This window comes from Variovorax sp. 10N432 (genome assembly GCF_056394465.1).
The window spans coordinates 47,023-69,095 of record NZ_JBFTHX010000006.1 but is presented as its reverse complement, the minus strand read 5'-3'; the positions used below and the strand labels follow the sequence as shown (position 1 = coordinate 69,095).

Genomic DNA, 22,073 nt, shown 5'->3' with positions numbered 1-22,073 from the left:
GGGCTTCAAGACGGCGCGCGCCGGCTTCCCATGTAGGCCGCTGTCCAATGAACGCTCATTCCCCCGCACATTCCAGCGAAAAGAGCGGCACATCGGCCCGTCGGCTGAGCCACAGGCCACCGCCCAAGCCCCTGAACTTCCTCGACAGCCCCTGCCGATACAGCTCCGCGCGGTGCCGAAAGAGGAGCGGATCCGTGAGGTCTTCGTCGACGATGTCATTTTCGTAGTCCTCCAGCGTCACCGCCTCCACGTAGAGCGCGCCCTGGCTCAATGTCCCGAGATTGCGCAGGGCACGCTTGAGGTCGACAGGACTCAGATAGGCCAGAACGCCCTGGCAGATGACGAAGTCGAATGGCGCCTGAGCCTGGTAGTCCACGACCGACCCGCGTTCCCAGCCGTAGCGGGCGCACAGGTATTCGCTGATCTCGACGCCTTGATAGCTCGCTTGAGGAAAGTGACGGGCCACGATGTCCCGCCACAGCCCGACGCCGCAACCGACGTCCAGCACGCGTCGGACAGGGACGCGCAGGTACTTCAGGTAGGCGCTCACGAAGGCACCCAGGCGTTCGACGTGCTGCGGGTCGGCTACCTTGGTCTTCTTGTCGAAATAGTAGCGCGCGTAATAGGACTCATCGAAGGTGGCGGCGTCAGCGGATTCCATGCGTGCATCCTACCTGTACGCGCTGTCGCGCTTTCGAGCTTCGGGAGGGCGTGCCCGGTCGGCAACGCTTCCTAGAGACCGATGGCAAGCCTCGCGACGGGGACCTTCTCGCCGATGCCGAACCTCAGCGTGTCGGGAGACAGGTCTTTCGGGCTGGTGAATGTTCGGAACATCCTGTCCCATATCGAAAGCAGAACGCCGAAGTTGCTTCCGTAGTGCGACGGGTCGTCGCTGTGGTGGATGTGATGGCTTTGCGGCGTGACCAGTATCCAGTCGAGGCCGCGCAGGCGCCAGTTCACGTTCAGGTGCATCCAGCCGTTGGTCGTCGCATAGAAGAAGAACAGCGCATTGGCCAGCCAGAATGGGGACACGCCGAGAATCGGACTGGCAAAAATGTAGGGAAGATTGAATATCGCTTGCTGGAGGATCGAGGTTCTGCTGCCGGCCAGCCAGTACATGTGGGTCGGCGAATGGTGCCAGCGGTGCACCCGCCAGAGAGGCTTGAGGTGCACCAGCCTGTGGGTCCAGTAGGCGCCGAAATCAGCGACCAACAGGTACAGCACCAGGCGCACCGGGAGCGGCCAGGAGCCTATTGCTGCGGGCCAAGGGCCGCGGATGCCAGTCCAGCCATTGAGGTAGCCTGCTGCCTGCCGCACGACGAGGGCAAAGAAGAGGACCGCAACCAAGTCCGCGAGCAGGACCTTGCGCCATTCGATCCGCCGTGCACCCCAGCGCCACTCGATCCAACCGAATACCGCGACCTGAAACAAGAACAGCAGGCAGAGGAAAACGAGCTGCCTGAAGGTAATCATGAATTGACGCCACTGATGTTGAATTGAGTCACGCCGGCAACGACAAAAGGAAGCTCAATGGTGAACGATGAGGAAGTGCTGAAGCCGTAGCATGCCTGTCTGCGGCGCTGGCCGAGAACGCCGGGGCCAGGCGCGACGGGTCATTTTGAGGAATCTTTCACGGTCTGCGTCGACGGCGAGAGGCGGAAGACATGCAAGTCTTTCCAGTGGCCCGTCGAGTTTTCAATCAGCACGACCGAGGCGCAATCCGCCTTGACGGCGCCAGATGCATCCAGACGCCCCTGCAACTCTGCAGCGACCGCAGCGGCCTCGGAGGGGTCCCCATGGGCAACCGTCAGGTGCGGAACCGTTCCTTCGTGCTCCCCTTCGTAAGGCTGAAAGTCCGGGAACGTGTCCACGAGGGCCCTGGTCATCGCGACGAACGGCTCGGGAGGGTCCGGCGCGAGATACGCGGTCGCGGGGAAGCGCGCCACCCTGCCCAGTGAAAAAGAGAAAGCGGCGACCCGATTCAACGCGCGTTGCGCTCGGTCCAGCACGGCAGGCGTGATGTGGCGAGGGTCCATGAACGGCACAAGCACAGTGATGTGCGCAGGCACCCCCAGCTTCGTCGTCGCGTCGAAGCGCTGCCGCAGGTCGCCGACGAGCGGCTCGGCCGACGGCACTTTGACAGCAAAAGCGGATATTGCCATGGGACCCGATGATATTCACCGGCGGTGCGCCGGAACCTCATCAACACTGTGGAGGAGACACGTCAGGCTCGGGCTGCGATGCACCAAGGACCAATGTCGCCGCATTCGGATTTCGGCTAACTTGACAACGCTTCGAGCAACAAGAATGCGCCCGGTCTGAGCAAGCGGGCGCCCAGCACGGCCTTCGAGGGGGAAGAGGTGAGCCAGCCCACAGTGTTTGTCATCGACGACGATGCGGCTTGTCGCGACTCCGTTCGCGAACTCGTCAGCGCGGCCGGACTCGCGGTCGCGGCCTTCGGTTCAGCGGTCGAATTCCTGGCCGCCTTCGAACCCACTTGGCAGGGTTGCCTGATCCTCGACCTGCACATGCGCCAAATGGACGGTCGCGCGCTGCAGCAGCGGCTGCGCCAGCTGGGCATTGACATACCGATCGTGTTCATCAGCGGCAGCGTCGACATCCCGACGGCGGTCCAGGCCATCAGAGATGGCGCCGTGGATTTTCTGCAGAAGCCCTATCCCGAGAACAAGTTGCTGGATGCCGTCTACAAGGCACTCCGCCGGACCTCCTCCTGATCGTGAGGGCAGAGCGGCGCGCCTCGGCATGACGCACAGGCATTAAGCTCGCAGCTCTGCGCATCGCCAGGTCTCGAGCTCGTCGCCCATGCCATCCAACAGCCGCGTCATTCAGCATCCTCAACGCGTGGAGCTGCACAACGAAGTCCATGCCCGGCCGCCGGAAGCGCTGACCGGCGCCCTGGGCATCGCGCATATCGTGATGCTGGCGGATGCGCAGCAGCGGGCGCAGAGCCGCGCCCATCTTGCGAGCCTTCTGCGCGACCATCATCTGGCGCCCCCTGACGTCGCCACCACGCACCTGCGGGTCGAGTTCGGATCGGTCCGGCTGCGCTGGGAGCTGCACACCGAGTTCGTCACCTGGACCTTCACGGTGCCCGGACCCGCCGAAGCGCAGCATCCTCGCCAGCCGGCCAGTGCGATCGGTGCCGTGCCGCAGGACTGGCTCCACGGGCTTCCCGGGCAGTGCCTCTGCAGCCTCGATCTGTGGGTATTCCCGGGACGTGGAAGCACTGGCGACGCCCGCGTCGCGGACTTGCTCAACGAGCAGACGCTGGTGGGTTCCAGCGTGGCGGGCGAGCAGGCGCAGGTGTTCACGGACTTCGCCATCCACGCGGACGGCTCGTCCCGCATCCTGCTCTTCGCCGACGCGCTCCAGCCGCGCCGGCTCGGACGGCTGGTGCAGCGGATCCTCGAGATCGAGACCTACCGGATGGCAGCCCTGCTCGGCTTGCCGGCGGCGCGGCAAGCGGGCGAGGCGCTGGGCAGCGCGGAGGGCGAGCTGGCGGCGCTCGCGCAAGCCATCCGCAGCGCCGAGCGTGACGCCGAACCGGCCCTGCTGGACCGGCTCACGCGGCTGGCCGGCGAGGTCGAGAGCCAGCATGCGGCCACGCATTCGAGACTTTCCGCCAGCAGCGCCTATTTCGAATTGCTGGACCAGCGCATCGTGCAGATTGCCGAAGCCAGGCTGGACGGACTCCAGAGCATCGCCGAGTTCATGGAGCGGCGCCTGACGCCGGCGCGCAAGACCTGCGAATGGGCGGTCCGGCGGCAGGACTCGCTGTCCCAGCGGGTCTCCAGGATGAGCAATCTGTTGCGCACCCGGGTAGAGATCGAGCAGCAGCAAAGCAGCCAGGCCCTGCTCGAAGCCCTGAACCGCCGGCAGGACCTTCAACTGAAGTTGCAGGCCACCGTCGAAGGACTCTCGGTGGCCGCCATCACCTATTACATCGTCGGCCTGGTCAGCTACCTGGCCAAGGGCGCCCAGAAGATCGGATGGCCGCTGTCACCTGAAACAACGGCCGCACTGGCGATTCCCGTCGTCGCGCTGAGCATCTGGTGGTCGTTGCGGCGCCTTCATCGGAAGATGTTCGTCCACTAGCGACGCGTCGCGGCCAGCTACCAGCGGGCACCGAAACTGCGCCGCAGTTCGTTGATCTCGGGCTCGCCGAGCGGTTTCGGCGGATCGCCCCCCGCGCGCGCAAGCGCCCAGAGCCGCGCCGTTTCCTCGAGTTCCTCGAGCACCGCCATCGCCGCGGCCGGCGTGTCTTGCCAGACGTTGGGGCCGAGCCGCTCGAGCATCACGGCACGGATCGGCGTGCCCGCGGCGCCGTAGCGCTCGATCGCCTCGGCCACTTGTGCCGCAGCCTCGGGCGCGCCGGGGCGGTGGTAGCGGATCACCGGCACGCGGCCGACCTTCATCACGAAATAGGGCGTCAGTGCCGGCAGCAGCTCGCCACCGGTCTCGCGCAGCGTGAGCGCCACGCAATGGGTGCTGTGGGTATGGATCACGCAGCGCGTGCCGGCATCGAAGGCGCTGGCGGCGCCATAGATGCGGGCGTGCAGCGCCATGGTCTTGCTGGCCCGGTCGCCGTGGGTCTGGCGCAGGCTGCCGTCAAGCCGCGCCAACCTGGCCGGATCGAGGAAGCCGAGGCAGGCATCGGTCGGCGTGATCAGGAAGCCATCGTCGAGCCGCACGCTGATGTTGCCGGCCGTGGCGTGGACGTAGCCGCGCTCGAACAGGCTGCGGCCGACGCGGCAGATTTCGTCGCGGGCGCGGTGTTCGTTCATCGCAGCGCGCCGAAGGCCTTGGAAAAGAAATCGTCGCTGCCGAAGTTGCCCGACTTCAGCGCGATGTGCAGGCCCGCCCCCCCGGCCGCCGCGCTCGCCGCGTGGCACCAGGGCACGCCGGGGTCGATCTGGCCGCCGATCTGGAGCTGTGCGATGCCGAGCGCCTGCACGCAGGCGCCGGAGGTCTCGCCGCCCGCGACCACCAGCTGCCGCACGCCGCGCTCGACCAGGCCACGCGCGATCGCGGCGAGCGCGCGTTCGACCATGGCGCCGGCCTCCTCGACACCCAGGCGACCCTGGACCGACTTCACGGCCGAGGGCTCGGCGGTGGAATAGATCAGGACCGGCCCCTCCGGCAGCAGCGGCCCGGCCCAGGCGAGCGCCTGGCCGACCGCGTCGCCGCCGGCCGCGAGCTGCAGCGGATCGAGCGCCAGCGCCGGCCGCCCGGCGGCGACGAAGTCGGCCACCTGCCGGTTGGTCGCCAGCGAACAGCTGCCGGACACCACGGCCCGCAGGCCGCCGGCCGCCGGCAGCGCACTGGCGGTCGACGACGGCGCGATGCCGAAGTTGGCCGGCAAGCCGATCGCCACGCCCGAGCCCGCGGTCACCAGCGGCATCGCGGCCAGGGCGGGGCCGAGGCGCAGCAGGTCGTCGTTGGAGACCGCGTCGACGATCGCGATGGCGACACCCTCGCTGCGCAGCTGCGCGATGCGCGCACCGACAGCCTCGGCACCCTGCGCGACCGCCACGTGATCGATCAGGCCGACCTTGCGCCGGGTCTGGGCCTGCAGCACCCGCACCAGGTTGGCATCGGTCATCGGCGTCAGCGGGTGGTTCTGCATGCCGCTCTCGTCGAGCAGCACGTCGCCCACGAACAGATAGCCCTTGAAGACGGTGCGCTTGTTGTCCGGGAAGGCCGGCGTGGCGATCGTGAAGTCGCATTGAAGCGCATCCATCAGCGCCTCGGTGACCGGCCCGATGTTGCCGGCGGGCGTGCTGTCGAAGGTGGAGCAGTACTTGAAGTAGATCTGCCGCGCGCCCTGCGCCTGCAGCCAACGCAGCGCGTCCAGCGATTGCGCCACAGCTTCCGCCGGCGGGATGGTGCGCGACTTCAGCGCCACCACCACGGCGTCGACGTCGGCCGCGAGCGGCGCCTGCGGCACGCCGATGGTCTGGACCACGCGCATGCCAGCGCGCACCAGGTTGTTGGCGAGGTCGGTAGCGCCAGTGAAGTCGTCGGCGATGCAGCCGAGCACGATGGAGGGGGCCTGGGCGGTCATCCGGCTAGTTTACTGACAGCCCGGCGCCGCGGAGAATGCCCTCATCTGCGTGGAAAGTCATGGAGCAGCACAACGATCCACAGGGCGCGCGCGTAGCATCCGCGCCAATGGCAAGCGGACGGCACGGCATCGTCGGTCTGATCGACTGCGTCTGGGGCGCCATCCTGCTGATCCCGGCCCTGGCGATTTTTTCGTCCACGCACGTCCGGGATCTTGGGGCTGCTTCCCTCCTTGCCGCAACCGCCGTGTTCTTCGGCTTGCTTCGGGCGATCCTGGGCCTTCGCGCATTCCTGCTGCTCACCTATGTCCCGGCGCTGTTCGGCGTTCTCGCCGTGGGCGCCGATCTGCTGCGCGACGTCAACCTTTTCGAGGCCGCCTTGATTCGGCCGGACCCCCATGAAGCGTGGCCGGTCATTCAGCCTCATGTCCAGTGGATAGCCCTGGCCGCGGCCCTGCTCGCGACGCCGATCTGGGTGTCGTTTCGCAGTCGGTCGACCGCGCCGGCGCGTTGGAGGATGCCTTCGGCCGCCCTTGCGACACTCACTGTCGCCGCAGCCACATGCGGCGCCGTCTTTCACGAGACGGTGCTGCGCGCGTGGCCGCTGAACGTGATTTCGGTGGCCGCGGCTTCTGCGATCGGCCGTGACGACTTCATCTCGACGGCGTCGCCCTATGCGGCCGCGAACCCTCGGTCGGCGTCCGCGAGCTGGGGCGCCGCGCGGTTGCCGGGACTTCACCCGCCGAACGAGACCTACATCCTCATCATCGGGGAAACGGTGCGTGCCGACCGCCTCGGCGCATGCGGCGGCCAGGGGCAGGTCGGCATCAGCCATGAAGACGCGATCATCTTTTGCGATGTGATGTCCGGGTCCAGCAGCACGCACACGTCGGTCCCTCTGCTCGTCTCGCGCGAGATGCCTGGCGGTGCATTCCGGGTCAGCAAGGACGCAAGCTTCATGAAGGCTTTCGAGGAAGCCGGGTTTCGCACCTATTGGCTCGCCCTCCAGGAACGAGGCATTGCCTGGCCTGACGCCAACTCGGACATGTTCCTGGCGATAAAGAGGACCGATCGAGAAAGCCTTTTGCCGTCACTCAAAGAGGTGCTCGCGCAGGACGCGCCCAAGAAATTGATCGTGTTGCATGCCTACGGCGCACACTTCTCGTACTGCGATCGCTATGACCCCGCAACAGCCGCTTTCCAGGCCGACTGCTCGAAGCTTTCTGAGCTCCCGGAAGATTCAACGCTGCCGGACTTCATCCGCGCCTACGACAACGCCGTCGCCGAATCCCTCCGATTCGTCGATGCGGTGATCTCGGAGGCAGCGCAGGCGAAAGGCTCGTCCTTCGTGATGTACACGGCTGACCACGGCGAGAACCTGCTGGACGACGGACGGAGGCTTTTTCAGCACGCGCTGAAAGATCCGACGCGCTGGGACACGACAGTCCCGGCCGTGGTGTGGGCGAGCGATGAATGGCGCGGCAGCAACGCCGCGCGTTGGGAACGGCTCCGCGCCAACCATGGCGCCAAGGTGATGCATGCCGACCTTGTCCCCACCCTGCTCGGTTCAGCGGCCATCAGCTATGTCGACGAGCGGCGAGTGGCCATCGATCTCGGAGCGATGTCACCCGCTGCCGATAGAACCCGGTGGGTGATGCGACGTCTCGGTGAGAAGTTGGATGGCGACCAACTGCGTCGAACGAGCCCGGTTCAGGCATTGGCTCGGTAGATGACCTTGAAGCGCTCGCACGCAACCGGCATGGTCAGGCTTGGTTCCCGACCCAGACGCGCGCATTCTCGGCCGAAGTAGGCCCAGTGCACTCGGCGCCAGTACGCCAGGGAGCCATCACCTTCGCCCTCGAGTGCCGCGAATTCGGCGGAGACTTTCTCGAACGGCACCACCTCGACCTCCAGGGTCTCGATGACACAGACAGGCCGTCCATCCCAGCAAGTGACGACACTCAGGGCGCCCGGCTTGGGCGGTGCCCCAGCGCAAGCGCTCTCGAATGACCAGAGAAGCCCGGCTGTGGCCCGTTTGACGCCCGCAAGCACGAGCTCGGCAAGTTCGTCGGCGGAGGCCTCGTTGTCATCGAAGTGGAACGCCTCGAAGAATCGCTCGGAGCAATCTCCTTGTCCGACTTCGGCGGAGAAAGCGTCCCAGAAGGCTGCGATGTTTGAAGGAATAGTCATGCTCGTCCTGGCGGGAGCGACACCTCGCGCAACCGCTGGTGGGCAGCGCCATCCATCGCGATGGGCTGCTGGTTTTTCGCATGCAGATAGTGCTGGGTGAAAACCGCCAGGTAGGCTTCCAGCGCTTGCTCGGCAACGCGTTCGCCCGCCAGGCTCATGCACAGGGCGGCCACTTCGCTGGTGCAGAAATGGTCGTTGCGGCCCGAGTTGCGCAGCTTGTACTGCGATGTCTGGTCGGGCTCCAGGCTCAAGACCGGCAGGCGGTCCAGGTAGGGGCTTCTTCGGAACATCTTGCGAGCCTCGGACCAGGTCCCGTCCAGGAGAATGAAAAGCGGTCGCTTCTTCTGGGCATCATCCCGAAGGCTGTCGGGGGGTTGAACGGTGCGCACGACCCGCTCGGGCGCTGCATATCGGCCGGGAAACACCACGTACGGATGCCATTGCGGGTCGCGCAGCAGGGCCAGGAGGGCGGGGTCGGTTTCGGTGCGCTTCCAGCCGAAGGCGAAGGTATCGGGCACCACATCGGCGACCAGCCAGCCCGTGTTGCTCGGCTTGAGCGGCTCTATATCGGCCATGAGCAGGCACACCCCAGCGCGTGTCGTCAGTGAAGGGCGCAGCGCACACATGCAGTGGCTGGGTACCAGCCGGCAGTCCGCGCAGCGCTCGCGCTTGAAACCACCACGGGCGAGAAATGGCTTGGCGCTGCGCGCGAGACGCGCGGCGCGCAGGTGGGAGACGGCGTGTGGCATGCGGAGATTCTCGGGCAAGCGACCCCTCGGCCGCAGGCCGATCGTTGCGCGCTTCATGTTAAAACCGATGTCGACCTCTCCGCGCTCGGGGAACGGTCGTCGTCATGATGCAGTCGCAGTTGCCCCAGCCAGAATGAGTGCCGCAGATTTCCTCCTCGCGCCAGAAGTCCAGAAGTTGTTGAAGGTCGTTTTCGCAGCACCGACGAACGGGTTTTCCGTTGCGGAACTCGCCAGGAAGGCCAAGTTGAATGCGGACGAAGTCGAGCGGACCCAGGAGCACCTGCTCAAGTGCGGCATCCTGACCAGGCGCAAGTCGGAAACCGACGAACCCGAGACGGTCGAGGCGAACACGTCGTTCGTCTTCTACAACGAACTGCGGTCCATTGCTCTCAAGTCCTTCGCGGCCGCCGAACCCATCCGCGCGATGCTGCGTTCGAAATTCAAGGATTCAGTTCTGCGCGCCTTCGTGCTGGGGGAGGACGAGGACGCGACAGTGCAGCTGGTCGTGGTTCACGGCCGACTGGTGCCGGATGAGTCGGAAATGTCCATCGCGTGCCGGAAGCTCTCCGTGTCCATCGGCCGGCATCTCAACGTGCACGTGATCTCGAGCGCCAGGTACGCGGCCCTCACGCCGGGGGACAACCTCGGGGCACGGCTGGCTGGCGTCTCTGCGATCGAAATCATCGGCCAAGGGGACACCAAGGCAAAGCCGGCAGAGGAACGCGAGGGTCTGCTGCAAAGTGCCAGAAAGAGATTGGCCGCCCTGGCCCGGCGGTAGCTTCCTATGCCGATGCCCTGCTCTTCTGGAAAGGCGCATCCCAGTACGGCGGGTCGCTGAAGGCCGTCTGGAGCATTTTCAGGAAGCAGTGCACCTTGGCCGTCATGTAGCGCCTCCTTCGCCTCGAGCCCGCGTGGGTCCGATCATGAGCCAGCGAAGGCAAAAAAAAGCCTCCCGAAGGAGGCATAAATCCTTTCGGCTGCGTGGAGCCGAGGGAGTCGAGTTCTTTCAGTGCACGCTGCTGAGGAGCGTCGGCGTGYAGTAGCCGTTGCGATAGATGCCTTCGATGTTGCCGGCCACCTGATCACTGGTGCGCGCGGTCACGAACTTCGCCTGCGGCGTGCGGTAGACGACGATGGTGCACGACAGGTGCTTGCTCAGGGTGCGGGCGATGCCGTTGGCCTGGCTTGCGGTGGGATAGGTGTTCATGTTTTTCATTGGCCTGTGCGATGGCTAAATAGTAGTACCAAGGTACTTACAAATCGCCACATGTAGTCTCTAAGTACTAATCTCGGTCGTGAAATAGTTCACGACTGACCCAGGCGTTCAAGCGTCAGCGCATGGCGGGCGGTGCTTCCGCCCAGTGCCTTGGTCGCCTCGCGGGCGGCCTCGACCAGTTGGCGACAGGCCGCGTGCAGGGCATCGGGCCGGGCCAGCCGCTCCCTTGGCCCCGAGAGGGCCAGGGCACCCTGCAGCTCTCCGGTCGCACCGAAGACCGGCGCCGCAGCCGAAGCGGTCTCCGGGTCGCGCTCTCCGTGGGAGACCGCCCAGAACTGTTCTCGAATGGCCTCGTGCTCGGGCATTGCCGGCGACGAGAACGCGAGCAGGACCTTGCCCGACGCACCTTGCGCGATGGCGTATTCCTGACCCACCTGCACCGATGCGCGAACGGCCCTGGACGGTTCGACGCGGAACAGCGCAATGCGCTTGTCGCCGTGCCTCACGTAGAAGGAAGCGGTCTCCCCGGTGGCGGCGCTCAGCCGTTCGAGGATGGGCTCGATGACGTGGCCGACCTGAAACGAGCCTTGGTAGATCGAGGCCAGGCGCAGCGGCTGGGGCCCGATGGCGTACTGCCCGTCGGACAGTTTCCGGATGAAGCCCCCGTGCTCGAGCGCGGCCAGCAGTCGCAGCACCGTGCTCTTGTACAGGCCCGTGCGTCTGGACAGTTCCGTCAATGTCAGTCGCGCGTCCGTCGGGCCAAAGGCGGCGAGCAGCGAGAAGGCCCTGTCCAGGACCGCGACGCCGCTTGATTCGGCGCTGTCGAGGGCTCGTGAGGCAGGGGTCGGGTCAGGCATAGGAAATCACCAGGCAATCAAGACAGGCTCCCCGAGGGGAGGCCGTGCACCCGAGTGTGACACGCACGACGCGGTGGTCCGGGCGCAGTTCCGAAGAGACGAGACGTAAAAAAGCCCCCGCGCATTGCTGCGAGGGGGCCAATCCATCGAAGGGACGATGGAGGAGACAACCAGGGATCTTCGGGTCAGCAGATTTCGTCGAGCTTCTTCGAGGTCAAATAACCGGAAACAACGACGGCAGCGACGGCCACCAGGCAGATCAATACGTTCAACATTCGGGACTCCAAGATGAGTGCGTTGGGTCGATTATAGGGTAAACCCTAGTTCCTTGCAGGACGTGCTCGGAGGGTGCCGGAAAGCCACCGGCCACCGGCCATCGACTGACGTTGCCGACAGGGCCTTAATCCGGCGCAAAGCCGTGTCGGCGCGATGCGCCTACATTTGGTTTCTTCGACGATGCGGAGGCAGCGATGCGCAAGGTTCTGGCGCGACCGGTCGGCTGGCGGCTGCGTGCCGCCGTCGCGGTCGGCGTCATCTGCTTGTTCGGCGCCTGTGCGTCGGCGCCAGAGCGCCCGGCTGCACCGCCATCGGCCCCGGCCCCGGCGCCGGCCCCCGACATCGCCGCACCGGCCGCGCCCGCCTTCTCCTCGCTGGTCGCCAGCCGCAGCGCCAGCGTGGTCGACGTGAGCACCCTGCGGATCGGCCGCGAAGCACGACCCGAGGGGGCCGAACTGGAGTTCGCGCCCGAGAACGATTTCGCCGACCGGCTGGCCCGGCCGCTGCCGGCCAACGTGCGCATCAGCCAGATTCGCGACCTCGCCTCGGGCGTGATCCTCACCAGCGACGGCCTGATCCTGACCAGCGCGCACGTCCTGGCCGCCATCGACGAGGCGCAGGTCCGGCTGGACGATGGCCGCCGCTTCCAGGCGCGGGTGGTCGGCACCGACAGGCGCACCGACGTGGGCCTGCTGAAGATCGATGCCAAGGGTCTCGCGACCGCGGCCATCGGCGACTCGTCGCGGCTGGCGCCGGGCGACTGGGTCGCGGCCATCGGGGCGCCGTTCGGATTCCATGGCAGCGTCACGGCGGGCGTGGTGAGCGCGGTCGACCGCTACATCGGCGGCGCCGGGGAAGTGCCCTTCATCCAGACCGACGTCGCGATCAACCCGGGCAGCTCGGGCAGCCCGCTGTTCAATGGCCGCGGCGAAGTGGTCGGGATCAACTCGATGATCTACAGCGGCAGCGGCGGCTACATGGGCCTCTCGTTCGCCGTGCCGATCAACCTGGCGATGAAGATCGCGACGCAGCTGAAGGAGACCGGTCGGGTGCGGCGCGCGCACCTGGGCGCCGAGTTGCAGGAGATGACACCAGCGCTGGCCCAGTCCTTCGGACTGAAGGAGTCGATCGGCGCGCTGGTGGTGCAGGTGGATGCCGAGGGGCCCGCCCGTGCCGCCGGGCTGGTTCGCGGCGATGTCCTCACCACCATCGATGGCCGCACGATCTCGCACTTCACCGACCTGCTGCAACAGATCTCCGACGCCCCGCCGGGCCGCCGCGTCCGGTTCGAACTCTGGCGGCACGGCGCGAAACGGACGTACTCGGTGGCGCTGTCCGAGGATGCCGGACCGCGGTTCACCGTGCCGGCCGGAACCCAGCCCGACTGGAATGATGGCCTCGGCCTGAGCCTGGGCGAGTTGTCGGCGGCACAGCGGCTCCAGCTGGGCAGCGACGGTGGCCTGATGGTGCGCGAGGCCACCGGGCTCGCGCGCAGCGAGGGCATCCGCGCGGGCGACATCATCGTCGCCGTCAACGACACCCGGCTCGACCGGGTCGAGGACTTCAGGATCAAGCTGGCCGCCACCACGCCGGGCCGGATGGTCGCGCTTCTGGTGCTGCGCGACCGCCGGCTGGCCTACGTGCCGGTGCTCAATGCGCCATGAGGCCCCGCTATGGCGCCCGGAGGGGCTCCAGCAAGGCCGCGCTGGGGTAGCCGTCGGCGGGCTGGCCGATGCTGCGCTGGTACTGGCGAATGCCTTCGCGGGTGGCCGGCCCCATCATGCCGTCGGGCGTGCCGCTGGCGAAGCCGCGCTGGTTCAGCGCGGTCTGGAGTTCGAGCAACTGGCTGCGCGACAGCGCCGCCAGGTCGCGCGGCCAGGGCGCCTGCACGCCCGGCCCGTCGGTCAGGCGCTGCGACAGCAGGCCGACCGCCAGCGCGTAGCTGGTCGAGTTGTTGTAGCGCAGGATGGCGCGGAAATTCGGCCCCACCAGGAAGGCCGGCCCGCGCGCACCCGCGGGCAGCAGGACCATGCCGTCGGCGAACGCCGGCAGCGGCTTGCCGTCCATGCTGCGCACGCCCTCGGCTGCCCACTGGGCGCTGGACTGGCGAACGCTGCTGTCGGCGCGGCCGAAATCGAAGCCGGGCGGCAGCTGGACTTCGACGCCCCACGGCTGGCCTGACTGCCAGCCCGAACGGGCCAGGAAATTGGCGGTCGAGGCCGTGACGTCGGCCATGCTGCCCCAGATGTCGCGCCGGCCGTCGCCGTCGGCGTCGACCGCGTAGGCGAGGAAGTTCGACGGCAGGAATTGCGTCTGCCCCATGGCGCCGGCCCAGGAGCCGATCATGTGCTCGCGGTCGATGTCGCCGCGCTCGAGGATCTTCAGCGCCGCCAGCAGTTCGCGACGCGCCCAGTCCTCGCGGCGGCCCTCGAAGCCCAGGGTCGCCAGCGCATCGATGGTCGGCGTGCTGCCGTAGTTGCCGCCGAAATTGCTCTCCATGCCCCAGATCGCGACGACCACTGCGGACGGGACGCCGTAGCGCGCCGCCGCCGCGTCGGCTTCGACGCGGACCTGCATCAGCTTGTCCTTGCCGAGCGCGACGCGCTGGGCCGTCACGGTGTTGTCGAGGTAGTCCCAGACCGTGCGCGTGAACTCGGGCTGGGCGCGGTCCAGCTCGACGACGCGCGGCAGGTACTGCACGTCGCCGAAGGCGGCCTGCAAGGTCGCATCGCCGATGCCGGCAGCGCGCGCGCTGCTGCGGAAATCCGCGACCCAGCGCGCGAAGCCCTGCTGGAGCGACAGCTCGTCCGCCCCGGCGCCCGAGGGCTGGGCCGCGGGCGCAGGCGCAGGGGGACGGGCCGCCGGGGCCGGCCGGGCGGGCGCTGGCGCGGCGGTCGGCGGCGCGGAGGCGCAACCCGCCAGGACGGCAGCGGCCAGCGCCATGGCGGCAAGGCCTCGAAGGCGCGGCAGGGGGAGAGGGTGTCGATGCATCCGGGCCATTTTCACCTGCGCCGGCGTCCGTCGCGGCCTTGCGGACTCGCCCGCGCGCCCCCATCTGAGAACCAGAACGACCCCGTGAAATAGCCGTCATCGCCAGTTATGACGCGCGGGGGTTGGAACAATGTTTGCTGGAGACAGACATGCTGACCATCGACCAAAAAGAAGCCATCCTTCGCAAGGCAGGCGTGACCGTTCCCGCGTTCCCCGAGCGGCATCCGGACACGCATCCGAAAGACCACGACGCCGAAGCCGAAGACAAGGCGAGCCTGCAGCGCTGGACCGAAGCCATCGAGGTGCTGTACGTGCAGTACGCGGCGGCCAGGGCGGCGAAGAGCCTGCGCGACGCCGAGGAAGCGGCGCGGCTCGACCAGTTGCGCCGCGCGGCCGAGCGCTCGAGCGCCTGAAGCGTGGTTGCGCTCAGCGCGCCCCGTACGTGAACTGCAGCACCCCGTCGTCGACCGCGCCGAAGCGCATGGCGACCAGGTCGCTCAGGTAGTTCTGGTTGAGCTTCCAGGGCTTGGCCGAGCCTTGCTTGGGCAGCTGGCCGGCGGCCCGCTCGAAGTAGCCCGATGAGAAATCCACCCACGGCAGCAGCGCCGTGTCCGGGTCGGCCGGGGGCCGGCAGATGCGCGCGCCGGTCTTGCGCATGTGGTTGAGCAGCCGGCACACATACTGCGCGGTCAGGTCGGCCTTGAGCGTCCATGAGGCATTGGTGTAGCCGAAGGTATTGGCCATATTCGGCACGCCGCTGTACATCAGGCCCTTGTAGTTGACCGTGCGCGAAGGCTCCACCCGCTCGCCGTCGACGTACAGCGCCGCGTGGCCGAGCATGGCGAGCTGGAGGCCGGTGGCGCTGACGATGATGTCGGCGTCGAGGGTGGCGCCCGAGCGCAGCGCGATCCCGGTCTCGGTCAACGACGCGATGTGGTCGGTCACGACCGAGGCGCGACCGGCGTTGATGGCCCGGAAGAAATCGCCGTCCGGCACCAGGCACAGGCGCTGTTCCCAGGGGTTGTAGCGCGGCGTGAAATGGGTCGCGATGTCGGCCTCCGGACCGAGTGCATGGCGGACGCCGCCCAGCAGCAGCTGGCGCATGCGCTGCGGGTTGCGCCGGCTGAGCCGGAACACGTACATGCCCAGCAGCACGTTTTTCCAGCGCGTGAGCTGCAGCGCCAGCCGCAGCGGCAGGCGCCGCCGCAACCGCATGCCGACCGGATCGACCGACGGACGGGCCACCATCCAGGTCGGCGAGCGCTGCAGCATCGTCACGTGCGCCGCCTTGTCGGCCAGCGCCGGCACCAGCGTCACGGCGGTGGCGCCGCTGCCGATGACGACGATCTTCTTGCCCGCGTAGTCGAGGTCGGCGGGCCAGTGCTGCGGATGGACCAGCCGCCCGCCGAAGCGCTCGCGTCCCGGGAAGTCGGGCTGGTGGCCGGCCGCGTAGTCGTAGTAGCCGCTGCACATGAACAGGAAGCCGCAACGGATGCGCGCGCTGCCGCCACCGTCTGCGGGCCGGAGCTCGACCGTCCACTGCGCATCCGGCGAAGACCAGTCGGCGCGCACGACCTGCTGGCCGAAGCGGATCTTCGGCTCGAGCCCGTGTTCGCGCGCCGTCTCGCGCAGGTAGTTCAGGATCGTCGGCCCATCGGCGATGGCCTTGGGGTCGGTCCAGGGCCGGAACGAATAGCCGAGCGTGTGCATGTCGGAATCCGAACGCACGCCGGGGTAGCGGAACAGGTCCCAGGTGCCGCCCAGCGAAGGGCGGGCCTCGACGATGGCGAAGCTGCGCTCCGGGCAGAGCTTCTGGAGGTGGCAGCCGGCGCCGATGCCCGAGATGCCGGCGCCGACCACCAGCACGTCGACGAACTCGTCGGTCATGACAAGGGCCTCCTTGTGACTTGGCCGATGATTGTGCGTCGACACCCGGGCCGGGGCAGCCTCGCTTACCCGGGGTCGCCCACCGCTCTCTTCATGCCTGCACGGCCAGGGGATTCGGCGAGGGCTCGCCGGTCTTCGTGAGCGTGTTGCGGTCCGTGTGGTGGAAGGGTTCGGACAGCCCCTGGATCTGCATCACGGTGTCCTGGTCGTACGACCAGGTGCCGTCGGCATGGAAGGCGACCTCGATGCGCCACTCGAGCGTGGTGAATGCATGCTCGATGAACGGATTCGACACGATGCCGTTCACCAGGCTGCCGTGCGTGGCCACGAGTTCGAAGCGGTCCGCGTCGGCGGCCACCTTGCCGCTGGCCATGGCGATCTGCCCGCGCGGAATCGCCAAGGTGAGCATCACGGTGCTGGTGGCGGGCTCCCACAGCCAGTAGCCGACCTGGTCGTGGTACATCTTGGTCAGGCCGGGCTTGTGGATGTAGGTGTGGTAGCGCAGTCCGTAGAGCACCTGCGGGCCGTTGGTCTGGGGGTCGATCGGCTGCAGTTCGTAGTGCTCGACATAGACCTGGGTCTTCGGGCCCTGGGCCTTGGGCTTGACGTCGACGCCCTTCTCGCCGCGCCACAGCCCCGCCATCCGGCGCAGGGGCCCGAGGTTGGCAAGCGTGTGGCCGTCGAGGTCGGAAGGCTCGGTGTAGATATCGGAGGGGAATTCGGACATGGGGGCAGTTGGAAGAGTGAAGCCCGCCAAATGTAGCAAGGCAGCACCGTCGTCCGCCTAGCCTGGAGGCATCCGCTCGAAAGCCTGGAGCGCAGGGTCGATGGCATCCCAGGCCAGCCCGCGCACGCCGTAGGTGAGCACCTGCGGCGCGAAGCGGGCCGGTTCGTCCAGGCTGGCCGCGGGGACCGCAATCAGGTCCGGCATGGCGGCGAAGCGCAAATAGACCGGCGTGCCGCAGACCGGGCAGAAGGCGTGGAGCTTCATGTTGCCGCTGTCGCCCGCGACCTCCCACAGCGTCGCCTCGCCGGTGATCGACATCTCGGCCCGCGCGGGAAAGGTCAGGTAGGAGCCGTGCCCGGTGCCGCTGCGCCGCTGGCAGTCGCGGCATTGGCAGTGGTTCTGGAAGATCGGCGCGTGCGCGGTGGCGTAGCGGATCGCGCCGCACGCGCAGCCGCCGGTGTAGGGCTGGGTCATGGTCGACTCCTTGTTCAGGCCGCCAGCGGCTTGGCGAAGACATCGATGCCCTGCCCCGTCTCCAACAGGGACTTGAGGCTGGAAAGAACGATCGGCCAGCCCTGCTGGATGCCCTTGGCCATCCCGCTGCCGGCTTCGAGTTCGTCGTGGGTGACGGTCAGCCGCACCATGTCCTGGTATGCCTCGACGTCGAAGCGCACCCGGCTGTAGCTGGCCGGGTCGTCGGCTTGCGCGGGGCTCGCCCAGGTGATGACCAGCCGCGTCGGCGGCGCGATCTCGACCACCTTGCCCAGCACGTTGACTGTGCGCTGCTCGTTGGCGCGCACGTGCTCCCAGGTCGAACCGGGCTTCCAGTCGGACACGTTCTCGTGGCCCCAGTAGCGCCGCGCGATCTCCGGCCGGGTGATGGCCTCGAACACCTTTTCGGGCGTCGAACGGATGTAGGTCACATAGACGAAGCTGGTCTTTTCTTTGCTCATGGTCAATCTCCTTCGAGTTCCTTCTTCAGGTCGTGCAGCAGGCCGAGCCGCCGGCGTTCGAATTTGCGCACCCACCGCTCGTAGACCTCGTGCAGCGGCACCGGGTTGATGAAATGCAGCTTCTCCCGGCCACGCCGCACGGTACTGACCAGATTGGCTTCCTCGAGCAGCCCGATGTGCTGCGCGGCGGATTGCCGCGCCATGTCCAGGTGCTCGCAGAGCTCGCCCAGCGTCTGGCCGTTCTTCTCGTAGAGCAGGTCGAGCAGCTTTCTGCGAGTCGGGTCGCCCAGTGCCTTGAAAACCTTGTCAGCGTCCATTCGTCGTGTGAGTGCGTGGGGCGATGATATGCAGGTAAATACCTGCATGTCAAGCCCTGGCGCCTAGTCCAACGACACGCGGCGGAACTCGGCGTACGCGGTCGGCCGGAAGTTGGCCACCGGCACGCTCTGCTCTTCATGAGGCAGGGAGACCCGGACGCTGCCCGCCTCCCGCACCCAGCAGCCACGGGTCGTCTCGCCGTCCCAGGTGGACAGGAAGCAGACCCGGCGCGGTGCCGGGCAACCGTCGTGGGCGTCGGTCAATTGCAGCAGGCGAACCGGGCTTCCATCGGCCACGAACAAGACGCTGGGCGCGAGGTCGCAGCCGGCCAGGCAGGTGCCGCATAGCACTGCTGCGAAGACGGGGTCCAACCACCATTTCAAGGAATCGAGTTTGAACATGATCCAGGTCCGGAAATGAAAAAAGGCAACGAGCTGAACTCGTTGCCTTTGAGGGGGGCGCCTGTCGAACTGAAAGAGGGCTATCCGCCCCGCTTGATTCGACCGCGCTGCTCGAAGGCAACGAAGGTGCGAAGACTGGGAATCGACAGATGCGGGGACATGATGAGAGTGTTCATTGGCAGAGATCGAAAGGAAGTCTAGGCAGCGCACCAACGGCTGTCTACGTAAAAATTGCCAGACTCCGGCGGCGCCTCCCTCGCGCTATATTGGTTCCGCGGTCGCAACGCAAGGAGAGAGACGCCATGCCTGCCGAAGTACCCACCCCGACGGCCACCCTCCTCTCCGAGACAGGTGCGCTGATCGTCGCCGTATCGCGACGCCTCTTCTTTGCGGTGATGGCGCTGGCGGCCATCGTGGTCGTCGCGGTGGTCGTCCTGATCAGTACCAACTGGGCCACCTCGGCGGCCGTCATCCTCTCGGGCACGATCGGCGGCTTCATCGGCCTTCAACGCAGGCTGAAGGAGTTGACGGTGGAGGACCTGCGGGTGCTCGCGAATTCGTGGGTCCAGATCTGCCTGCCGCCGCTGATCGGCGGCGTGCTCGCGATGCTGCTCTACGTGATCTTCCTGTCCGGACTGGTCTCGAGCCCGCTGTTCCCGCATTTCGCGGCCGACCCGTCGACCCGCGAAGGCTGCGACGCGCCGCACTTCCGGATTCTCCTGTGCCACCACGGCGCGGATTTCACGGAATACGCCAAGCTCGTCTTCTGGTCCTTCGTCGCCGGGTTCTCGGAGCACTTCGTGACCGACATCATCGGCCGCTTCGAAGGCGAAGCCGCGAAGAACGCGGGCGCCACCGACGACAGCCCCAAGCCGCCTCAATGATTGTGGCGAGGCGGGGTGTCGGCCACGCCGCGGTACTTGATCGCCAACTCCATGCAGGCGCCCGACTCGAGTTGTCCGACCGTCGCGCGATAGATCTCCTGCCAGGGCGTCTGGCTCGGCCGGATCGACGGCGTCCCTTCGTCCTTGCGGCGCGCGATCTCCTCGTCGGACACCAGCATGTTGCATTGACCGGCGGAGAGGTCGATGCGGACGACGTCACCCGTGCGCAGGTACGCCAGCCCGCCGCCGATGGCACTCTCGGGTGACGCGTTGAGAATCGACGGACTGTCCGACGTCCCCGACTGCCGCCCGTCTCCCAACGTGGGAAGGCTCGTGATGCCACGCTTGAGCAGCGCATCCGGCGGCTGCATGTTCACGACCTCGGCCGAGCCGGGCCAGCCCACAGGCCCCGCGCCGCGTATCACGAGGATGCAGTTCTCGTCGACGGCGAGCGCCGGGTCGTTGATTCGTGCGTGATAGTCGTCCGAGTCCTCGAAGACGATGGCCCGGCATTCGAACCGCCCCTCGGCGCCCGGATGGCTCAGGTAGCGCGCTCTGAATTCCGCGGAGATCACGCTCGTCTTCATGATCGCGAAGTCGAACAGATTGCCGCTGAGAACGAGAAAACCGGCCTGGCTCTTGAGAGGATGTGCGAACTCGCGGATCACCTCCCGGTTCACGCTTTGCCGGCCTTCGAGATTCTGTTGCATCGTCATGCCGGTGACAGTGGGGCGCGCGCTGCGCAGCATGCCCGCCTGCTGCAGCTCCCACATCACGGCCGGCACGCCGCCCGCGCGATGAAAGGCCTCGCCCAGGTACTTGCCCGCCGGCTGCATGTTCAGCAGCAGCGGCACGTCGAAGCCGAACTCGGTCCAGTCGCTCGGACGCAGGTCCACGCCGGCATGGCGCGCCATGGCCATGAGGTGCGGTTGCGCATTGGTGGACCCGCCGATCGCGGCGTTGACGACGATCGCGTCGAGAAACGCATCCCGCGTGAGGATCGAAGAGGGCCGCCTGTCCTCGAAGGCCAGTTCGACGATGCGGCGACCGGTCTCGTAGGCGATCTGCCCTCGTTCGCGGTAGGGCGCCGGAATCGCGGCACAGCCGGTCAATGACAGCCCCAGCGCCTCCGCCAGCGCATTCATGGTCGACGCGGTTCCCATGGTGTTGCAGTGCCCCACCGAAGGCGCCGACGCCGTGGCGATGTCCATGAACTTCGCTTCGTCGATCTGGCCGGCCGCCAGCAGCTTCCGGCTCTTCCAGATCGCCGCCCCGGAGCCCACGAGTTCACCTTCGAACCAGCCGTCCAGCATCGGGCCGCCCGACAGCACGATGGTGGGAATGTCCACGGTCGCCGCGGCCATGACCTGGGACGGCGTCGACTTGTCGCAGCCCGTGGTCAGCACGACGGCGTCGATCGGGTAGCCGTGCAGGATCTCGACCAGCGCCATGTAGGCCAGGTTGCGGTCGATGGCCGCCGTCGGCCGCCGGCAGTTCTCGAAGGTCGGGTGGACCGGGAATTCCATCGGGATGCCCCCGGCGTCGCGGATGCCATCGCGCACGCGCCTGGCCAATTCGAGATGAACGCGATTGCACGGATTCAGGTCGCTTCCGGATTGCGCGATCCCGATGATGGGTCTGCCGGAGCGCAGTTCCGCCGGCGTGATGCCGTAGTTCATGAAGCGTTCGAGATAGAGCGCCGTCATGTCGATGTGATCGGGGTTGGCGAACCAGTCCTGCGATCGGAACCGGCGAGCGGTGCGGGTGCCTTCGGTCATGCGCCGTGCCATCCTGCGTCGACGTAGTACTCGCGACCGGAGCATCGCGCGGCATCGTCCGATGCCAGAAAAAGCGCCATCGCCGCGACATGCGCCGGATCGATCCGTTGCTGCAGGCACTGCGCCGCCACGACCTGCGCCTCGCTTTCAGGCGATTGCCAGAGCTTCATCTGGCGGGGCGTCCGCACCGCGCCCGGAACGATGCAGTTGACGCGGATGTTGAATCCGCCCAGGTCGCGTGCCAACCCTTTCGTCAGGCCCTCGATGCCGGCCTTGGCGGTCATGTAGATCGACAAGCTGGGCAGCGCAAGATGCCAGGAGATGGACCCGAGATTCAGGATCACGCCGCCCCCGGCCGCGCGCATGCCGCCCGAAACAGCTTGTGCGCAGAAGAACTGATGCCTCAGGTTGACCGCGATCCGCTGGTCCCAGTAGTCCGTCGTCACCGCACCGATCTCATGCCGGTCGTCGTTTGCCGCGTTGTTGACGAGGACGTCGATGGGCCCGCCCGATGCCTCGATCGCCGCGAAGGTCGCCCGGACCCCGTCCAACTCGGTCAGATCGCAGCGGTGAAAGACAGGCGGCTGCGCCGCATCTGCCAGCTTCGCTTGAAGTGCACGGCCATCGGCGTCGGCAATGTCGAGAAAGAACACCTGGGCACCTTGTCGAGCGAATGCCTCGACCATGGCCGCGCCGATGCCGGAGCCCCCGCCGGTGATGACGACTCGCTTGCCGGCGAGGCTCGGATAGATGGCAGACATGG

At 66.9% G+C, this 22,073-nt stretch carries 25 protein-coding genes; 7 read left to right on the top strand and 18 right to left on the bottom strand.

Annotated features, from left to right (window positions below; translation table 11 throughout):
- Positions 1-55 precede the first annotated feature (55 nt).
- The 3 genes from AC1DF3_RS09395 to AC1DF3_RS09385 all read right to left on the bottom strand — a co-directional run bounded on the left by AC1DF3_RS09395 (position 56) and on the right by AC1DF3_RS09385 (position 2,162).
- The gene (locus tag AC1DF3_RS09395; protein ID WP_286530986.1) at positions 56-661 is read right to left on the bottom strand and encodes a class I SAM-dependent methyltransferase; all 606 of its coding nucleotides are present in this window, start codon (positions 659-661) and stop codon (positions 56-58) included.
- A 71-nt stretch (positions 662-732) separates the two neighbouring features.
- Positions 733-1,473 carry a sterol desaturase family protein gene (locus AC1DF3_RS09390; RefSeq protein ID WP_286530985.1) on the bottom strand — a complete coding sequence of 247 codons (741 nt, stop codon included), beginning with the start codon at positions 1,471-1,473 and terminating at the stop codon, positions 733-735.
- A gap of 140 nt (positions 1,474-1,613) precedes the next feature.
- A complete protein-coding gene (locus AC1DF3_RS09385) occupies positions 1,614-2,162 on the bottom strand; it encodes a 2'-5' RNA ligase family protein (protein WP_478139460.1) in 549 nt (182 codons plus the stop codon).
- Between the two features lie 198 nt (positions 2,163-2,360).
- On the opposite strand from AC1DF3_RS09385, the gene AC1DF3_RS09380 reads away from it, so the two are divergent.
- Together AC1DF3_RS09380 and AC1DF3_RS09375 are read left to right on the top strand one after the other, a co-directional pair.
- Positions 2,361-2,735: a response regulator transcription factor gene (locus AC1DF3_RS09380; protein ID WP_478139459.1), complete on the top strand. Its 375-nt coding sequence runs from the start codon at positions 2,361-2,363 to the stop codon at positions 2,733-2,735.
- Positions 2,736-2,823: 88 nt separating this feature from the next.
- The gene (locus AC1DF3_RS09375) at positions 2,824-4,116 is read left to right on the top strand and encodes a DUF3422 family protein (protein WP_286530982.1); all 1,293 of its coding nucleotides are present in this window, start codon (positions 2,824-2,826) and stop codon (positions 4,114-4,116) included.
- 17 nt (positions 4,117-4,133) lie between these two features.
- Here AC1DF3_RS09375 and AC1DF3_RS09370 read toward each other — a convergent pair whose 3' ends face one another.
- Both AC1DF3_RS09370 and otnK read right to left on the bottom strand, forming a co-directional pair.
- Positions 4,134-4,805: a class II aldolase/adducin family protein gene (locus AC1DF3_RS09370; protein WP_478139458.1), complete on the bottom strand. Its 672-nt coding sequence runs from the start codon at positions 4,803-4,805 to the stop codon at positions 4,134-4,136.
- Positions 4,802-6,085, bottom strand: coding sequence for a 3-oxo-tetronate kinase (gene otnK, locus AC1DF3_RS09365; RefSeq protein WP_286530980.1), 1,284 nt, complete (start codon positions 6,083-6,085; stop codon positions 4,802-4,804). The genes AC1DF3_RS09370 and otnK overlap by 4 nt, the downstream gene beginning before the upstream one ends.
- A 59-nt stretch (positions 6,086-6,144) precedes the next feature.
- Here otnK and AC1DF3_RS09360 point away from each other — a divergent pair, with 59 nt between their 5' ends.
- Positions 6,145-7,812, top strand: a complete 1,668-nt coding sequence (locus AC1DF3_RS09360; RefSeq protein ID WP_478139457.1) for a phosphoethanolamine transferase — start codon at positions 6,145-6,147, stop codon at positions 7,810-7,812.
- On the opposite strand, the gene AC1DF3_RS09355 is transcribed toward AC1DF3_RS09360, so the two are convergent.
- Both AC1DF3_RS09355 and AC1DF3_RS09350 read right to left on the bottom strand, forming a co-directional pair.
- A complete protein-coding gene (locus AC1DF3_RS09355) occupies positions 7,794-8,273 on the bottom strand; it encodes an ASCH domain-containing protein (RefSeq protein WP_286530978.1) in 480 nt (159 codons plus the stop codon). The two genes, AC1DF3_RS09360 and AC1DF3_RS09355, sit on opposite strands and share 19 nt — an antisense overlap.
- Positions 8,270-9,022: a tRNA-uridine aminocarboxypropyltransferase gene (locus AC1DF3_RS09350; RefSeq protein ID WP_286530977.1), complete on the bottom strand. Its 753-nt coding sequence runs from the start codon at positions 9,020-9,022 to the stop codon at positions 8,270-8,272. Before AC1DF3_RS09350 ends, AC1DF3_RS09355 begins: the two co-directional genes overlap by 4 nt.
- Positions 9,023-9,155: 133 nt before the next feature.
- On the opposite strand from AC1DF3_RS09350, the gene AC1DF3_RS09345 reads away from it, so the two are divergent.
- Entirely contained in the window at positions 9,156-9,800 is a 645-nt protein-coding gene (locus tag AC1DF3_RS09345) for a hypothetical protein (RefSeq protein WP_478139456.1), read from the top strand.
- 228 nt (positions 9,801-10,028) lie between these two features.
- Here AC1DF3_RS09345 and AC1DF3_RS09340 read toward each other — a convergent pair whose 3' ends face one another.
- Together AC1DF3_RS09340 and AC1DF3_RS09335 are read right to left on the bottom strand one after the other, a co-directional pair.
- Positions 10,029-10,229, bottom strand: coding sequence for a hypothetical protein (locus AC1DF3_RS09340; RefSeq protein ID WP_478139455.1), 201 nt, complete (start codon positions 10,227-10,229; stop codon positions 10,029-10,031).
- Positions 10,230-10,327: 98 nt separating this feature from the next.
- Positions 10,328-11,095: an IclR family transcriptional regulator gene (locus AC1DF3_RS09335; RefSeq protein WP_478139454.1), complete on the bottom strand. Its 768-nt coding sequence runs from the start codon at positions 11,093-11,095 to the stop codon at positions 10,328-10,330.
- A gap of 470 nt (positions 11,096-11,565) precedes the next feature.
- On the opposite strand from AC1DF3_RS09335, the gene AC1DF3_RS09330 reads away from it, so the two are divergent.
- Positions 11,566-13,035, top strand: coding sequence for a trypsin-like peptidase domain-containing protein (locus AC1DF3_RS09330; protein ID WP_478139453.1), 1,470 nt, complete (start codon positions 11,566-11,568; stop codon positions 13,033-13,035).
- Between the two features lie 7 nt (positions 13,036-13,042).
- On the opposite strand, the gene AC1DF3_RS09325 is transcribed toward AC1DF3_RS09330, so the two are convergent.
- Positions 13,043-14,362: a lytic murein transglycosylase gene (locus tag AC1DF3_RS09325; protein WP_478139452.1), complete on the bottom strand. Its 1,320-nt coding sequence runs from the start codon at positions 14,360-14,362 to the stop codon at positions 13,043-13,045.
- Between the two features lie 149 nt (positions 14,363-14,511).
- Here AC1DF3_RS09325 and AC1DF3_RS09320 point away from each other — a divergent pair, with 149 nt between their 5' ends.
- Positions 14,512-14,775: a hypothetical protein gene (locus tag AC1DF3_RS09320; protein WP_478139451.1), complete on the top strand. Its 264-nt coding sequence runs from the start codon at positions 14,512-14,514 to the stop codon at positions 14,773-14,775.
- Positions 14,776-14,788: 13 nt separating this feature from the next.
- On the opposite strand, the gene AC1DF3_RS09315 is transcribed toward AC1DF3_RS09320, so the two are convergent.
- The 6 genes from AC1DF3_RS09315 to AC1DF3_RS09290 form a co-directional block, all read right to left on the bottom strand.
- Positions 14,789-16,249, bottom strand: a complete 1,461-nt coding sequence (locus AC1DF3_RS09315) for a flavin-containing monooxygenase (RefSeq protein WP_478139450.1) — start codon at positions 16,247-16,249, stop codon at positions 14,789-14,791.
- A 91-nt stretch (positions 16,250-16,340) separates the two neighbouring features.
- Positions 16,341-16,976, bottom strand: coding sequence for an FABP family protein (locus tag AC1DF3_RS09310; protein WP_286530967.1), 636 nt, complete (start codon positions 16,974-16,976; stop codon positions 16,341-16,343).
- A gap of 57 nt (positions 16,977-17,033) precedes the next feature.
- Positions 17,034-17,450: a GFA family protein gene (locus AC1DF3_RS09305; RefSeq protein ID WP_286530966.1), complete on the bottom strand. Its 417-nt coding sequence runs from the start codon at positions 17,448-17,450 to the stop codon at positions 17,034-17,036.
- Positions 17,451-17,464: 14 nt separating this feature from the next.
- Positions 17,465-17,929 (bottom strand): SRPBCC family protein, encoded by a 465-nt coding sequence (locus tag AC1DF3_RS09300; RefSeq protein WP_478139449.1) that lies wholly within the window; start codon positions 17,927-17,929, stop codon positions 17,465-17,467.
- 2 nt (positions 17,930-17,931) lie between these two features.
- Positions 17,932-18,246 carry an ArsR/SmtB family transcription factor gene (locus tag AC1DF3_RS09295; protein WP_478139448.1) on the bottom strand — a complete coding sequence of 105 codons (315 nt, stop codon included), beginning with the start codon at positions 18,244-18,246 and terminating at the stop codon, positions 17,932-17,934.
- Positions 18,247-18,309: 63 nt separating this feature from the next.
- Positions 18,310-18,648, bottom strand: coding sequence for a hypothetical protein (locus tag AC1DF3_RS09290; RefSeq protein WP_286530963.1), 339 nt, complete (start codon positions 18,646-18,648; stop codon positions 18,310-18,312).
- A gap of 302 nt (positions 18,649-18,950) precedes the next feature.
- On the opposite strand from AC1DF3_RS09290, the gene AC1DF3_RS09285 reads away from it, so the two are divergent.
- Positions 18,951-19,532 carry a hypothetical protein gene (locus tag AC1DF3_RS09285; RefSeq protein ID WP_286530962.1) on the top strand — a complete coding sequence of 194 codons (582 nt, stop codon included), beginning with the start codon at positions 18,951-18,953 and terminating at the stop codon, positions 19,530-19,532.
- On the opposite strand, the gene AC1DF3_RS09280 is transcribed toward AC1DF3_RS09285, so the two are convergent.
- Together AC1DF3_RS09280 and xylB are read right to left on the bottom strand one after the other, a co-directional pair.
- Entirely contained in the window at positions 19,526-21,322 is a 1,797-nt protein-coding gene (locus AC1DF3_RS09280) for an IlvD/Edd family dehydratase (protein WP_478139447.1), read from the bottom strand. The genes AC1DF3_RS09285 and AC1DF3_RS09280 overlap by 7 nt on opposite strands.
- On the bottom strand, positions 21,307-22,071 hold the full coding sequence (gene xylB / locus AC1DF3_RS09275; protein ID WP_478139446.1) for a D-xylose 1-dehydrogenase: 765 nt from the start codon (positions 22,069-22,071) through the stop codon (positions 21,307-21,309). Before xylB ends, AC1DF3_RS09280 begins: the two co-directional genes overlap by 16 nt.
- Positions 22,072-22,073: the final 2 nt, after the last annotated feature.

Excerpts from the sequence above, each read along its gene's own strand:
- AC1DF3_RS09355 (WP_286530978.1), bottom strand. The coding sequence starts at position 8,273 with ATGACTATTCCTTCAAACATCGCAGCCTTCTGGGACGCTTTCTCCGCC.
- AC1DF3_RS09290 (WP_286530963.1), bottom strand. The coding sequence starts at position 18,648 with ATGTTCAAACTCGATTCCTTGAAATGGTGGTTGGACCCCGTCTTCGCA.
- AC1DF3_RS09395 (WP_286530986.1), bottom strand. The coding sequence starts at position 661 with ATGGAATCCGCTGACGCCGCCACCTTCGATGAGTCCTATTACGCGCGC.
- AC1DF3_RS09315 (WP_478139450.1), bottom strand. The coding sequence starts at position 16,249 with ATGACCGACGAGTTCGTCGACGTGCTGGTGGTCGGCGCCGGCATCTCG.
- AC1DF3_RS09385 (WP_478139460.1), bottom strand. The coding sequence starts at position 2,162 with ATGGCAATATCCGCTTTTGCTGTCAAAGTGCCGTCGGCCGAGCCGCTC.
- AC1DF3_RS09300 (WP_478139449.1), bottom strand. The coding sequence starts at position 17,929 with ATGAGCAAAGAAAAGACCAGCTTCGTCTATGTGACCTACATCCGTTCG.
- otnK (WP_286530980.1), bottom strand. The coding sequence starts at position 6,085 with ATGACCGCCCAGGCCCCCTCCATCGTGCTCGGCTGCATCGCCGACGAC.
- AC1DF3_RS09310 (WP_286530967.1), bottom strand. The coding sequence starts at position 16,976 with ATGTCCGAATTCCCCTCCGATATCTACACCGAGCCTTCCGACCTCGAC.
- xylB (WP_478139446.1), bottom strand. The coding sequence starts at position 22,071 with ATGTCTGCCATCTATCCGAGCCTCGCCGGCAAGCGAGTCGTCATCACC.
- AC1DF3_RS09370 (WP_478139458.1), bottom strand. The coding sequence starts at position 4,805 with ATGAACGAACACCGCGCCCGCGACGAAATCTGCCGCGTCGGCCGCAGC.
- AC1DF3_RS09350 (WP_286530977.1), bottom strand. The coding sequence starts at position 9,022 with ATGCCACACGCCGTCTCCCACCTGCGCGCCGCGCGTCTCGCGCGCAGC.
- AC1DF3_RS09375 (WP_286530982.1), top strand. The coding sequence starts at position 2,824 with ATGCCATCCAACAGCCGCGTCATTCAGCATCCTCAACGCGTGGAGCTG.
- AC1DF3_RS09285 (WP_286530962.1), top strand. The coding sequence starts at position 18,951 with ATGCCTGCCGAAGTACCCACCCCGACGGCCACCCTCCTCTCCGAGACA.
- AC1DF3_RS09335 (WP_478139454.1), bottom strand. The coding sequence starts at position 11,095 with ATGCCTGACCCGACCCCTGCCTCACGAGCCCTCGACAGCGCCGAATCA.
- AC1DF3_RS09330 (WP_478139453.1), top strand. The coding sequence starts at position 11,566 with ATGCGCAAGGTTCTGGCGCGACCGGTCGGCTGGCGGCTGCGTGCCGCC.
- AC1DF3_RS09280 (WP_478139447.1), bottom strand. The coding sequence starts at position 21,322 with ATGGCACGGCGCATGACCGAAGGCACCCGCACCGCTCGCCGGTTCCGA.
- AC1DF3_RS09360 (WP_478139457.1), top strand. The coding sequence starts at position 6,145 with ATGGAGCAGCACAACGATCCACAGGGCGCGCGCGTAGCATCCGCGCCA.
- AC1DF3_RS09320 (WP_478139451.1), top strand. The coding sequence starts at position 14,512 with ATGCTGACCATCGACCAAAAAGAAGCCATCCTTCGCAAGGCAGGCGTG.
- AC1DF3_RS09295 (WP_478139448.1), bottom strand. The coding sequence starts at position 18,246 with ATGGACGCTGACAAGGTTTTCAAGGCACTGGGCGACCCGACTCGCAGA.
- AC1DF3_RS09325 (WP_478139452.1), bottom strand. The coding sequence starts at position 14,362 with ATGCATCGACACCCTCTCCCCCTGCCGCGCCTTCGAGGCCTTGCCGCC.
- AC1DF3_RS09345 (WP_478139456.1), top strand. The coding sequence starts at position 9,156 with ATGAGTGCCGCAGATTTCCTCCTCGCGCCAGAAGTCCAGAAGTTGTTG.
- AC1DF3_RS09390 (WP_286530985.1), bottom strand. The coding sequence starts at position 1,473 with ATGATTACCTTCAGGCAGCTCGTTTTCCTCTGCCTGCTGTTCTTGTTT.
- AC1DF3_RS09305 (WP_286530966.1), bottom strand. The coding sequence starts at position 17,450 with ATGACCCAGCCCTACACCGGCGGCTGCGCGTGCGGCGCGATCCGCTAC.